The organism is Sediminibacterium sp. FW305-C-269, assembly GCF_058231045.1.
Genome location: NZ_JBIQXQ010000001.1, coordinates 788302 through 802328 on the forward strand (window position 1 = coordinate 788302; position 14027 = coordinate 802328).

Sequence of the window (14027 nt, forward strand, 5' to 3'; positions counted from 1 at the left end):
TTATGGCAGAAGGAACGAAAGAATTACATTTTGAGGAGCATATTGTAAAGTATCTTACAAGAGTTGCTCAGCCCGAATTTCCTGAATATACAGAGAAAGACAATTCCTGTTATGATAAGGAACTGTGCCTCATCCCGGAAGATTTAATTGGCTTCATAAAGGAGACGCAGCCTAAAAAGTATGATGCTTTGTGTACTCAATATGGTCCAAATGCCGATGCTAAAATTGTTGAACTGGTTGCTGATAATATCAATAAAAGCAAGCTGAAGACACTACAGGTGCTGCGGGAAAAAGTAAAAGACAGAGGCCAATATTTAGACCTTGTTTACTTTAAGCCCTCCCATAGCAAAACCCCTGAGCACATGGAGGGCTATTTGAAAAATAGGCTCACCGTAATCCGCCAATTGAAATACTCAAAGAAGAATGAGAAATCTATCGACATCGTTCTTTTTGTGAATGGCCTGCCTGTTGTTACTATGGAATTGAAGAACGCCTTGACAGGTCAATATTTGCACAATGCTATCAAGCAATACATTCAGGACAGAGACCCCAAAGAGCAACTATTAGAATTTAAGAGATGCTTGGTTCATTTTGCTGTAAGTACAGAGCAGGTAAGTATGTGTACTGAATTGAAAGGCAGGAGTACCTACTTTTTACCATTCAATAAAGCGTTAGTTAATCAGGATGATAATGACTATGCAACTTCGTATCTATGGAAAGATGTTTTAAGAAAAGATTCCCTGCTTGACCTGATACAGAACTATATTAACCTTCAAATTAACAAGGAGAAATACTACGACAATCAAACAAAAGCTCTTAGAGAGAAAGAAAAACCGGTTCTGATATTCCCCCGCTTTCATCAACGAAGAGCAGTACAAAATTTATTGGAAGCAGTGCGAAAAGACGGTGTTGGAAACAAATATCTGATTCAGCACTCAGCAGGTTCGGGAAAATCAAATACGATTTCCTGGTTAGCTCACCGTTTATCCGATTTCTATCAGCATCCTGATGATGAAAAGGCACTATACAATAGCGTTATTGTAGTTACAGACAGGCGTGTTCTGGATAAACAAATTCAGGATAACATCAGGCAATTTGAACAAATGCCCGGAACGGTAGAATATATTGACAAGAATAAAACAGGTCAGGATTTAAAGAATGCAATTGAGAAGGGCAAAAGAGTTATTGTTACAACACTTCAAAAGTTTCCTGTCATTTCTGATGTAATTGCTCAGAATAGAGACAAGACATACGCAGTAATCATTGACGAGGCTCACAGCTCACAAGCAGGTGAATCCGCAAGGCATTTGAGAAAGGCGTTATCATTGGAAGAAGCAGAGACGGCAGATGGTGAAGAAAAAGACCTTGACGATTTGATTGCAGAAGAAATAAAGAAAAAAGGTGATCAGGCCAATATCTCCTTTTTTGCTTTCACAGCTACACCCAAGCCAAAAACATTAGAACTGTTTGGTACAACCAGAAACGGCCAGAAAGAAGCATTTGATCTCTATACGATGGAGCAGGCCATCAAAGAAGGCTTTATCAAGGATGTACTGAAAAACTACATGAGTTGGAAGAGGTACTATAAGCTAATAAAGCGTACCGAAATTGCCGATAAAGAATACGAAAAGAAGAAGACTGTAAGACTTCTTTCTTCTTACGTTGATTTGCAAGACCATGCCATTGAGAAGAAAGCAAGAATCATGATTGAACATTTTGTGTCACAAACGCAAAATGAAATCCAAGGCAAGGCCAGGGCTATGTTGGTTACTCGTTCAAGACTTCATGCTGTTCGTTTTAAACGAAAGTTTGATGACATCATGAGAGAAATGAAATTGCCATACGGTGCATTAGTGGCATTTAGTGGAACGGTAACAGATGCAGAAACCGGGCAAGATTATACAAAGGAAAACATGAATAATCTTGGTGGTAAAATCGAGATACCGGATGCATTGAAGCTGCCTCAGTACAGGATACTGATTGTAGCCAATATGTATCAAACCGGCTTTGACGAGCCCTTGCTGCATACAATGTTTGTTGATAAGAAATTGGGTGGTACGAGCACGGTACAAACGCTGAGCAGGTTAAACAGGACTGCACCGGGTAAGGATACAACAATGGTTTTAGATTTTGTAAATGACCCGGAAAAAGTGCAGGAAGATTTCCAGATGTATTACGGTAGCAACTACATGGAATTAGATGACCAAACAGACCCGAATAGCCTTTATGATGTGCAGCAAAAAATTGAGGCATTCCATGTTATCCATCAAAATGATATTGAAGCCTACGCTAAGCTGTTCTTTACAAAAGGTGATCACAAGGAAAAGTTGCAGCCCATATTAAACGAAGTTGTAAAAAGATACAACTCGGAATTAGATGAAGATCAGAAAATCTCATTCAAGGCAAACATCAAGAATTTCGTTCGTTTATATCGCTTCTTGTCACAGATAATCACTTTTACCGATGTTCAGTTGGAAAAGTATTATGTTTTCTTATCTGACCTGTTCAAGAAACTCCCTGCAAGTCCAAATGCCCTTCCAATCGAAGTTCTGGAAGAGATTGATTTGGATAGTTACAAGCTGCAACATCAGTTTACTACTGACTTAGCATTACAAAGTCAAAATACAGCCATGCAGGGGATGACTCCAGGCGGTGATGGAAAGAAGGAGGATGAGGAGTTAGAATGGCTAACTAAAATTATAAAAGTCTTGAACGAGACATACGGTTTGGATTTAAAAGAAGAAGACAAGGTAGAGTTTGAGAGAATGCGTAAAAATATTTATGCAAATGATGAACTGATGAGCTTCTTCAATACAAAGAACAGCAAAGACAATATTCAGGATAAATTCAACGAGGAAATTGATAATGAGTTGTTGAATTTTATTAACACCAAACTGGAGCTTTATAATAAGCTTTCAGAAGATAAGGTGAATCTGATGTTCAAGCGTCTTTGGTTCAACGATATTTATGACCAAAGGGTAAGAGGTATAATGAAATAAAGAACCAATCAAACACTTTATGCACATAACAATTCGCTTAGCATGGCACAATAACGGTTGGAACGGTCACATCTGCGATGAGCCCGAAAAAAACACCTATTGCATAGGCAGACATTCCTATCCCGGGGATTACATAAAAGGTGCAAGAGATTTGGATTGGGAAATGCAACCCGATGTAAAAGGTAAGCCTTGCGGTTCACTTACTTCTGGCATTCCGGCATGTGGTTTTAGCATCAATGCATTTGGTGGCGAAAAAACAAAAGCAAAAATAAATCCACCTGCATGGTTTAATAAAGAAGCTAAACCTGCCATCCTTGATATTCCTGAATCCACAGTGTGTATTTGGAATTACGAAGGCATGTATTCAGAAGATGTAGTTCGGGAAGCTGGCACAGGTCAGAAATACGATTATGATACCCGGTTACAAAATGCAAAAGATTATTTCGCTGATTTAAAAGAAGGTCAATCATTGCTGTTTTATTATGCTAATTACAGCAATCCATTTAGCGAAGATGAAAGCCCGAAATATGTGATTGTAGGTTTGTCAAGACTAAAGAAAGTCGGTAAGATCCATTTCTACGAGGGAGTTTCCGATGAAATGAAGGCCAAGTATGCAGGTGGTTTTGTTTGGCAGATGCCTGTCACATCCAACTATCCTGATGAAGGCTTTGCAATACCTTATCACAAGTACATGGATAGGCCGGACGTGTTGGATAGGATTTTACTGGTCCCGGATTATGAGCGAAATTTCAAATATGCCACACGGCCAGTTTCTGATGATGATTCATTGGCATTGGTGGAACGGTTTATTGAAATTGTTACCTACCTGATTGAAATTGGTGATGATTCACAGAACTGGGAAGAAAGAAGAAAATGGCTACTATCGCTGTTTACTGAGTTATGGAAAAAAAGGGGTGCATATCCGGGCTTGCCGGAAGTATTGGCTCAAATTGATTTTTATGAAGCAATTGACTATTACAAAAAACAGGTTGCAAAAGGGCATGATAAGCTTGCCTACAATAACATCAAAGATTTCCTTACCGGTGCTGCCAAAGATATTCCAGGTATTACCATTGATGCTGTAAGGCTGAAAGAGGTAAAGCGTAATTGGCAGTTGATGGAGGAAGAAGAAAAGGAAATTCTTTTAGAACGCCTAACAAGGTTTGCTTTAACAGGTACACAGATTGCCAATATACTTTCGGTAAAAAGAGAGCAAAACAGTATTCATGCTTCGCTAAAGAAAATCATTGAAAATCCTTACCTGCTTTGTGAGCAATATGTTGGTGATGATGTGGATGATATTATTTCATTTCACTCAATAGATCATGGCATAATTCCTAATCCTGATTTAGGCATTGAAAGTCTGCATCCAAAAAACGCAGCAGAAAGATTTAGGGCATTGTGTGTAGATGTTTTGAAAAGGGAAACAGTACATTCTTTTGTATCACAAACAAAAGTTCTATTCCATATCAATAATAAACTTAGCTACCTGCCTGATTGGAAAAACCACCAGTTCACACCCAAATACTTTGATGTAGATGTTGACTTTATTGAAAAATCGGTGAAGTTCAGAAAGTATAATGATGAAAATTATCTATACCTGAATGAAGTATATGAAGATGAACGGCTGATTGAGTCCGTAATGAATGAATTACAGCAACGGGCAAACATTCCATTGAAAGTTGAAATTACCGATGATACTTTTTTCAACCTGCTTAAAGATTCCAACAGTCCGTTAAATAATAAAGCACCAGAACAATATGAAGCAGCTTTGCGAGGTCAGGCAAAGGTTTGTCAAAAGGTATTTACCAAGCCTGTTTGTGTAATTGCAGGTGCAGCCGGGACAGGTAAAACAACTATTCTCAAATCCATCATTAAGAGTATTGAAAAAGCTCACGGTCCAGGGACAGGTATAATACTCTTAGCACCAACAGGAAAGGCTTCAGAACGGATAAAAGAAAAGACTGGCAAAACAGCTTCTACCATACATTCCTTTTTGGCAAATCCCAATAGGGCATGGCTTAATGAGAACTTCACCTTTAAACGTAAGGGCGGTAAAGTAGACGGTTCCATCACCACATTAATCATTGATGAATGTTCAATGATTGATTTATCCCTTTTCGCCACCTTATTTAGAAGTATAAATTGGAATAGTGTGCAGCGTTTGATTTTAGTAGGTGATCCAAATCAGTTACCGCCTATTGGCCGAGGGAAAGTATTTTCTGATGTAATTGAATGGATGAAAAAATCAAGTAACGATAATTTGGGTAAGCTGGATATAAATGTTCGCCAATTAGAAAACAAAGCCAAAGGCGATGGTAACGGCATTCTGGAGTTAGCAGAAATATTCATTCAGGAAAAACAATCAGAAGAACAATTTGATAAAGCAAAGCAGGAGCAGATACTTAAAAAAGTTCAGCAAGGCGGAGTCATTGACAAAGACCTTTCAGTACATTACTGGAAAGACATGGATGATTTGGAGCTAATGCTTAAATCAATCATCATTAAAGACTTGGAAGCAGAAACAGGTGAGGAAGCTGAAGCTGGTAAATTTTATAACATTTGGTGTAAAGCAATCAGGCTTACCAATGATTACCCCGACCCTACCTATTTGCAAATATTATCACCATTCAGAGGTGAGTTTTACGGTACAGATTATTTGAATACTTTCTTTCAGGAACTGCTTAATGGCTATCAGGCTAAAAAAGGACAGCTTGACGGGGTTGCATTATACGATAAAGTTATTCAGTTTAGGAATCGTCCAAAATCAAATCCTATCAGTGCTTTTAGCTGGAATGACAGAAAGAATGTAAAAATTGATATTTACAATGGCGAGATTGGTTTTGTAAATCCTCATCCATTCGATAAATCCAAAGCTGGTTCTCCATTTTTCAGATTAAAGAATTTTCAGGTAAAGTTCGATAGGCGTAGTGATTACAACATCAATTATGGTTTCAGAAAAGATGACTATGGTAAAGTCATGTTCAATGAACCTGTTGAGGAAAATATTGAGTTAGGTTACGTTATCTCCGTACATAAAGCACAGGGTAGTGAATTTAACAGGGTATACTTCATTCTGCCAAAGAAAAGCAGTCCGTTAATGTCAATGGAATTGCTTTACACAGCAGTAACAAGGGCTCAGAAGCATCTTGCCATTTTTGCTCAAGAGGATGTAACCACCTTTATTGAATTGAGCAAGATTGAAAAGTCAAACATCCGCAAAATCAATTCATCCATATTTGAATTTGAACCATTACCAGACTTGCTTTTTGCCTTATCATCCAATTGGTATGAAGACCAAAAGGTAATTGCAACACTCTCAAAATATTTTGTTCGGTCTAAATCCGAGATGAACATCGCAAATATTCTGCAATTGAAAAATATACCATTTGAATACGAAGTACCAAAGTTTGCACCCAATGGTTCTATGTACCTCCCCGATTTTACTATCCGTTGGCGGGGAACTGAATATTTCTGGGAGCATGTTGGCCGCTTAGACTTGCCAGAATACAAAAGCCATTGGGAAACAAAGCAGAAATGGTACGCTGAACATTTTCCGGGTCAATTATTAGTGACTTATGAAGGTCCTGACCAAACAACGCAGATTAAAGAAATCTTACAGAACACATTTAATATTTCAATAGACTAAATGGGTTAAGTCGTAAGAAATACTTTTAAAATAGTATTATTTTTCCATAATCAGGTAAGCCAGTAGTCCCCCTGAAATTAGCGAGACTTTCAAACAACTAATTAATTGCCTAAATATTCTTTTGTTAGCTAAATTAATCATTAGTTGATCTGTTAATCCACTGTAATAACAGAACCTTCCATCTCTATAAATAAAACAAATTTCCTTTACATCCCGTTATGGGTATGCAAAGAAATCAAACGGATGATAGCCGACATAGAATTGCTGAAGGGGATTGTGAATATTTGTTGCCATGCATTCAAATCATCTTTTATCGATCATAAGAGCTGAAAATGGCAATTCAGGTCTTTTTTAATATCCACGAGAGGGGGATGTTAATTCGGGTAATAAAATAGGAATTGTGTCGGAGTCATAAAATAAAAAAGGGTCTCATTTTCATGAAACCCTTATCAGTATTGGCTCCCCCTTCTGGACTTGAACCAGAGACCCTCTGATTAACAGTCAGATGCTCTAACCAACTGAGCTAAGGAGGAATTTCCCGCTATGGGGTTGCAAAAATAGGGAAAAATGTATTCCGGCAAAATCTGTGGCTGAAAATTTACAATAAACTCCAAAATCCCTTGTCTTCCAACCCTATATAGATCCCGTCGGGACGGGTCTCTACGGGGTAGGTCTTTAAGAAATAGCCCTCGCCGCTGGTATTACGACCATTTTTCAGGTCAAACCGGTAGCGATGCAGGGGGCAGGTGATCTGCCCGGCGGCATTGATATAACCATCGGCCATGATCCCGCTGGCATGTGGGCATTTATGGGCACAACTGAACAGCTGTCCGTTATGTTTGGCCAATGTCACTGTTTTACCTCCGGCTTCTACCAGGCATAATTGGTTGTCCTGCCAGGGTAGTTCCGCTTCGCTTTCGGCTATTTTGTGCCAGACCATGGGTTAATTTGAGAATTAGGTGATTTGAGAATTTGAAAATGAGAAAACGGATGTACAGGGTATCCTGCTTCATTAGCAAATAAGCCCATTTTCAAATTTTCAAATTGAAATCTAGTAATGTACTGTTCTATACGGATATCGAACCTGATACATATCCCTCACTTTATTCAGGATCATCTCTCTCAGCGCGTCAATATTGTTCCTTTCCTGGGCCGATACGAATACGCAGTTGTTATTGGTGGCCTCGTCCCATTTTTCTTTCAGTTCGCGGAGGATCTCCTGTTGTACGCTTTCATCCAGCCACTCGTCAAAATTGTTCTTGGTGTACAGGTCCATCTTGTTGAAGATGGTGAGGATGGGCTTTTCAAACGCTTTCAGCTCCTGCAGGGTCTTGTTCACCACGCCGATCTGTTCTTCGTACTGCGGGTGCGAAATGTCTACCACGTGCAGTAATATATCTGCTTCACGCACTTCATCCAGCGTACTTTTGAAACTCTCTACCAGGTGGTGCGGAAGTTTGCGGATAAAACCCACCGTATCACTCAGCAGGAACGGTGTATTCTCGAATACCACTTTCCGGGTAGTGGTATCCAGGGTGGCGAACAGTTTGTTCTCGGCAAATACCTCGCTCTTGCTCAGCAGGTTCATCAGGGTGCTTTTGCCTACGTTGGTGTATCCTACCAGGGCCACACGGATCAGTTCGCCACGTTCTTTGCGCTGGGTGAATGCCTGTTTGTCTATTTCGGCCAGGCGTTTGCGCAATAAAGCGATCTTATCCTTTACGATACGACGGTCGGTCTCGATCTCTGTCTCCCCCGGACCCCGGGTACCAATACCGCCTCCCTGTCTTTCCAGGTGTTTCCACATACCTTTTAAACGGGGCAAAAGATATTGATACTGAGCTAGTTCTACCTGTACTTTTGCCTGGGCGGTGCGGGCGCGACTGGCAAAAATGTCGAGGATCAGGTCACTTCGGTCAATGGTCTTCACGGCCAGTTCCTTTTCAATATTGGAGATCTGGGAGCCGGTGAGCTCATCGTCAAAGATCACGAGATGGATATCCCTACCCCGTACATAATCCTTGATCTCTTCCAGTTTACCCTTTCCCACAAATGTACGGCTATCAGGATGAGGCAGTTTCTGGGTAAAGCGTTTTACGGCTATGGCGCCGGCGGTCTCTGACAAAAATGCCAGTTCATCCAGGTATTCGGTTACCTGTTCTTCCGTCTGGTCTTTCTGGATCAATCCCACCAACACGGTCTTCTCTTCATTCTGTATCGCTTTCTTTTTCTCGATCAAGGGGTGATAATTTAGGCGAAGGTAATCAATGATGGCGTGAATCGTGAGTGGTCAGTAGTGAGTGAGTGGGGGGAAATAAAAAATCGTGAATAGGGCTGCCCTATTCACGATTTTCCAGATATTACTTCCCACTCACACCTCACAACCTACAGTCCGCTGAACGTAATGCCCAGTGAGAATTTATTCATGCTGGGTCCTGCTCCGTCCTTCAATACGCTGTTGAACTGGTAACCGGCATCCAGTGAAATGATGCCATAACCGATACGGCCGGTAACAGCCAGCATGGTTCCGTTGAAGAAACGTTTGCTGCTTTCTTTTTCGATATAACCGTTTCCGTATACAGAGGCGCCACTCTTGGTCACCAGGTTCTTACCCTTACTGTATGTCTTTAAAAGGGTTCCCACTTTTACACCCAACGCTGCCTTCCAGGATTTGCCGGGATTCTCGGGATTGGAGAAATAACGTAGTTCTACGGGCAGTTCGGCGTAAATATTGGTCACTTTGAATTTACTGAAATGATTGACACTGTCCACATTGGTGAATGGCAATTTTGTGGAGTTGGCTTTCACATCCACCTTGGTGTTCTTGAAGAACATATTACTGCTTCCGATACCGATACCATAAGCAATACTGAACTTAGGGTTGGTCTTGAAAGGTTTGTCGATCATGAAATAGATATTGAAATGCCTGCTGAAGCCGCCGGTGCGAACACTGTCCGGCCGGTTGGTCCAGCTATCTGCTCCGTACTGGATCATAAAATGATCGGCAGCACGGTTACTGAGGTCCAATTTTTTCTTGATATCGGTAGATTGCGACAAAGCCAGTAAAGAAGCGGAAAGGCTTAACAGGACGAGTAGTGTTTTTTTCATTTCAGATAGTTAATTGCAAATAATTGCTGGTAGGGCGCAAAAATAACAGAAATGACTGCATACCAGTGGTTAAAAATTAGTCAAAACCCGTTTGCCGATAGCAGATACACCTATTTTGGGCTAAAATGGGCCTATCTGTGCGTAAAATACGGGCAAACGGTGGTAGAATAAAAGACTCACTGCAAACAGCGGGCCCGATATCCTTTGTAACAGCCTATCTTTACAAAAATCATCACTTTAAATATTTGAATCCGCTTTGAAGTTTACAGAATTTGGCCTCGACGAAAGATTACTGGAAGGGATCGACTCAATGGGTTACGAAAACGCCACTCCGGTTCAGGAGCAGGTGATCGTTCCTATTTTACAGGGGAAAGACATTATTGCCTCAGCACAGACCGGTACGGGAAAAACCGCTGCTTTCCTGCTGCCCGTCATCAATAAGATCATTACAGAACCGCACGAAGCGCACCTGATCAATGCAGTTGTCATTGTACCCACCCGGGAGCTGGCAGTGCAGATTGCCCAGACCATGGAGGGACTTTCTTATTTCACCGATGTAAGTTCCATTGCCGTATATGGCGGTAGCGATGGTACCAGCTTTACCACGGAGAAAAAAGCATTGTCGAGTGGCGTGGATATGGTGATCTGTACCCCCGGCCGCATGATCGCACACCTGAATATGGGATATGTAAGGATGGAAGCGGTAAAATACCTGATCCTGGATGAGGCAGACCGCATGCTGGACATGGGTTTTCATGATGATATCATGAAGATCATCTCCTTCCTGCCCAAACAGCGGCAGAACCTGCTGTTCTCCGCCACCATGCCTATGAAGATGCGCGAACTGGCAAGAAAGATCCTGCATCACCCGCTGGAGATCAACATTGCGATCTCCAAACCGCCGGAGCAGATCGTTCAGGAGGCGTTCATCCTGTATGAACCACAGAAGATCCCGTTGGTGAAAGATATCCTGCGCAGAAAGGATTTCCAGAGTGTGATCATTTTCTGTTCCCGCAAATCCAATGTAAAACAGCTGTCAAACGAATTAAAACGTTCCAAATTCTCTATCGGAGAAATACATTCAGACCTGGAACAGGATACACGTGAACAGGTATTGCAGGATTTCAGGAATAAAAAAATAAAGATCCTCGTAGCTACCGATATCCTGAGCCGCGGTATCGATATCGAAGAGATCGATCTGGTCATCAATTACGATGTTCCTAATGACGGGGAAGATTATGTACACCGCATCGGCCGTACAGCCCGTGCCGCCAGTACCGGTACTGCCTATACTTTTGTAACAGAAGCCGAGCAGCATAAGTTTGCCCAGATAGAGAACCTGTTAGGTAGTCCTGTTACCAAAGCCGCCGTACCAGAACAATTCGGCCCCACTCCTGAATATAACCCCCGTAAAAGCAGGTCTTCCGGAGGAGGTTCCAGAAGACAGGGCGGACGTCCTGGCGGAAGACCTGGCGCAAGGCAACAAAGTGGCCGCAACGGACATGGTGGGCATCCGGGGGCAAGAAAACCCCGTACCTGATATTGCCATTCTGTGGTACATAATTTGTAAGCTTATAATATCCTGTCTGTTAACAACGATTAAACAGGTAAGGCATCTGAAGAAACAACTGCATATCATATCTGTTTTTGCAGTCCTGTTCTTTTTGCTGGTACCCCCTACTGCAAAAGCACAAGGCAGCTGTGCGCCCAATATCGGATTTGAAATGGGCAATCTCAGTTATTGGGAAACCTGGACGGGAAGGATATTCACCGATGGTAAACTGGGGCTGAACAAATCCAATCCCGTTGCCTCACGCCATAAGCTGCTTCAGAACAGTAATCAACAGGTCAAGGATTTTTATGGGGGATTCCCGGTCAATTGTCCCAACGGCAGTGGTTATTCCATGCGTTTGGGAAATGATTCCATCGATGCGCAGGCCGAAAGGCTGAGTTATACTTTTTCTATTCCTGTCGCCAGGAATAATTACAGCATCGTATACCATTACGCGGTAGTGCTGCAGAATCCCGAGCACCAGGATTTTCAGCAGCCCAGGTTCACCTCCCGAATCTTCAATGTTACTGATAATCATTATGTGGATTGTGCCGGTTTTGATTTTACGGCATCGGGCGAGCTGCCGGATTTCCAGTTGTCGAAGCAGGGTGAGAATGTGTTTTATAAAAGCTGGTCGCCCATCACCATCAACCTGTTCGGTTATGCGGGTAAAACACTACGCCTGGAATTCACCACCAACGATTGTGCGGCAGGCGCGCATTTCGGGTATGCTTATCTGGACGTGAACGAGAACTGCACCACACCCTTATCAGGAAGTGTGGTTTGCGAGAACCGCGATGTGGTGACACTTACCGCGCCGTATGGATTTAAAGAGTATCACTGGTACAATGCGGATTTTTCGCAGAAATTGGGAACAGGTAACCTGTTGAAGATATTTCCGGCCATACCGGGAACAGGATATGCAGTGGAGATTGTTCCCTACCCGGGATTGGGATGTCTGGATACGCTGCGAACCACCATCGAGCTGGCAGGTGAACCTTTTCAGCTGCAGGTAAAAGATTCTGTTGCTGGTTGCGCTTCACCTGGTGTGGACCTGACAGCAGCAGCAGTAACGGCCGGTAGCAGCAACGGACTGTTCTTTTCCTATTATACAGACAATACGTTACAGCAGTTCGTACCGGTGCCCAAACAGGCAGCAACGGGTTTGTATTATATCAAAGGAGAGAATGCCTCAGGTTGTACAGATAGCAAACCGGTGCAGGTGATAGCCGATAAGGTAAAACTGGTGATCACCGATCCACCCCCGGTCTGTTATCCCGGACCTGCCGATATTACCATCCGCCTGGTTACCGCCGGAAGTGATCCCGGCCTGTATTTCCGGTACTGGAAAAATGCAGAAGCTACTATCAGCGTATCCGCACCACAAACGATCACTGAGCAGGGAACCTATTATGTACAGGGATTCAATCAGACAGGCTGCTACAGCATGGAAAAAGTGAACGTACGGATTAATCCCGCGCCTGCATTTACCGTGGCAGATCCGCCGGCTGTGATCAGACCTACAAAGGTAGACCTGCGTAATACCATACAGGCGTCCACCGATTACCAGTACAGTTTCTGGCGCGATGCCCTGCTTACGAGTCCGTTGCAGGGCTCTGTGGCAGACTCGAGCGGTGTGTATTATATCAAAGGCACTTCGGCGCAAGGTTGCTCACAGGTATTGCCCGTGCAGGTCATCGTTAACCCGCCGATCAATCCGCCCAATGTGTTCTCACCCAACCAGGATGGTGTATATGATGTGTGGCGCATTCCTTCACTGCAGCAGTACCCTTCCTGCCTGGTGGAAGTGTTCGACAGGTATGGACGCGCAGTATTCCGCTCCAGCGGGTATACCCGTGACTGGGATGGGAAAGATGCCAGGGGCCGTGACCTGCCACAGGGTACCTATTATTATGTGATCACCTTAAGTACCGCCATCAAACCCATTGGGGGCAGTGTGACCATTATCCGGTAACAGGATCACTGCCAGGCAAAACGGACTACTCCAGTTTAAAAAACACGCTACAAGGTATTGACCCGCCAGATCACTCCTGTAGAATGGTTTTTTCAGCCGTACAGGCGGGAGCGATCAAAGTAATTACGGAACTTATTTATTTTTGCATTCCATTCGGGATGTAGCGCAGCCCGGTAGCGCGCTTCGTTCGGGACGAAGAGGTCGCTGGTTCGAATCCAGTCATCCCGACCAAAGCTCCTTTTTTGGAGCTTTTTTAGCTTATGCCTTATTACGTATAGATCTTACAGAGCCGTAAAACGATGCGGTTTTATGTTGGGCAGACGTATGATCTGGCAAAAAGGCTTGCTGAGCATAATAGTGAGTTGGCGGGACACACTAAAAAAGAGCAGCCTTGAGATATTGTGTGGAGTAAGGTTTTAGATGATAGGAGATCTGCTATGGAATTGGAGAAAAAGATCAAGAAACAAGGGTGGCAGGCAGGTATTTGCATGATCTTAATGTAATCTGAAGTGGCCCGGTAACGTCACGCCACCGGCGTGATTCGGGACGAAGAGGTTGCTGGCTCGAGTCCAGTCATCCCGACCAGAGCTTCTTTTTCGGGAGCTTTTTTGTATGCTGTATTCAAGCATTTTACCTGTTCAGCTGTCCCCGGAAACCGGGAATCTTGCTTTAAACGAACGGAACCTGACAACCAACCTGTCGTCAGCATTTCAGTCGTAATTATAATCGTATTATTTGTTATAT

8 protein-coding genes and 2 tRNA genes are annotated in these 14027 nt (G+C 42.9%); 6 read left to right on the forward strand and 4 right to left on the reverse strand.

Annotated elements, in window-relative coordinates; all coding sequences use genetic code 11:
- The first annotated feature begins 2 nt into the window (after positions 1–2).
- Positions 3–2999, forward strand: a complete 2997-nt coding sequence (locus ACH3Y6_RS03400) for a type I restriction endonuclease subunit R (RefSeq protein ID WP_490834171.1) — start codon at positions 3–5, stop codon at positions 2997–2999.
- Between the two features lie 19 nt (positions 3000–3018).
- A complete protein-coding gene (locus ACH3Y6_RS03405) occupies positions 3019–6648 on the forward strand; it encodes an ATP-dependent DNA helicase (RefSeq protein ID WP_490834172.1) in 3630 nt (1209 codons plus the stop codon).
- 456 nt (positions 6649–7104) lie between these two features.
- On the opposite strand, the gene ACH3Y6_RS03410 is transcribed toward ACH3Y6_RS03405, so the two are convergent.
- From ACH3Y6_RS03410 to ACH3Y6_RS03425, 4 genes are all read right to left on the reverse strand, one after another.
- Positions 7105–7181 (reverse strand) — tRNA-Asn (locus ACH3Y6_RS03410).
- A 65-nt stretch (positions 7182–7246) separates the two neighbouring features.
- On the reverse strand, positions 7247–7588 hold the full coding sequence (locus tag ACH3Y6_RS03415) for a Rieske (2Fe-2S) protein (RefSeq protein ID WP_490834173.1): 342 nt from the start codon (positions 7586–7588) through the stop codon (positions 7247–7249).
- A 111-nt stretch (positions 7589–7699) separates the two neighbouring features.
- Entirely contained in the window at positions 7700–8887 is a 1188-nt protein-coding gene (hflX, locus tag ACH3Y6_RS03420) for a GTPase HflX (protein WP_490834174.1), read from the reverse strand.
- A gap of 146 nt (positions 8888–9033) precedes the next feature.
- On the reverse strand, positions 9034–9756 hold the full coding sequence (locus ACH3Y6_RS03425; protein ID WP_490834175.1) for a porin family protein: 723 nt from the start codon (positions 9754–9756) through the stop codon (positions 9034–9036).
- Between the two features lie 256 nt (positions 9757–10012).
- Here ACH3Y6_RS03425 and ACH3Y6_RS03430 point away from each other — a divergent pair, with 256 nt between their 5' ends.
- The 4 genes from ACH3Y6_RS03430 to ACH3Y6_RS03445 all read left to right on the forward strand — a co-directional run bounded on the left by ACH3Y6_RS03430 (position 10013) and on the right by ACH3Y6_RS03445 (position 13678).
- Positions 10013–11296 carry a DEAD/DEAH box helicase gene (locus tag ACH3Y6_RS03430; protein ID WP_490834176.1) on the forward strand — a complete coding sequence of 428 codons (1284 nt, stop codon included), beginning with the start codon at positions 10013–10015 and terminating at the stop codon, positions 11294–11296.
- Between the two features lie 124 nt (positions 11297–11420).
- Complete coding sequence (locus ACH3Y6_RS03435) at positions 11421–13283, forward strand: T9SS type B sorting domain-containing protein (protein WP_490834177.1); 1863 nt, start codon at positions 11421–11423, stop codon at positions 13281–13283.
- A gap of 154 nt (positions 13284–13437) precedes the next feature.
- Positions 13438–13514, forward strand: a tRNA-Pro gene (locus ACH3Y6_RS03440).
- A 47-nt stretch (positions 13515–13561) separates the two neighbouring features.
- Complete coding sequence (locus ACH3Y6_RS03445; protein ID WP_490834586.1) at positions 13562–13678, forward strand: GIY-YIG nuclease family protein; 117 nt, start codon at positions 13562–13564, stop codon at positions 13676–13678.
- Positions 13679–14027: the final 349 nt, after the last annotated feature.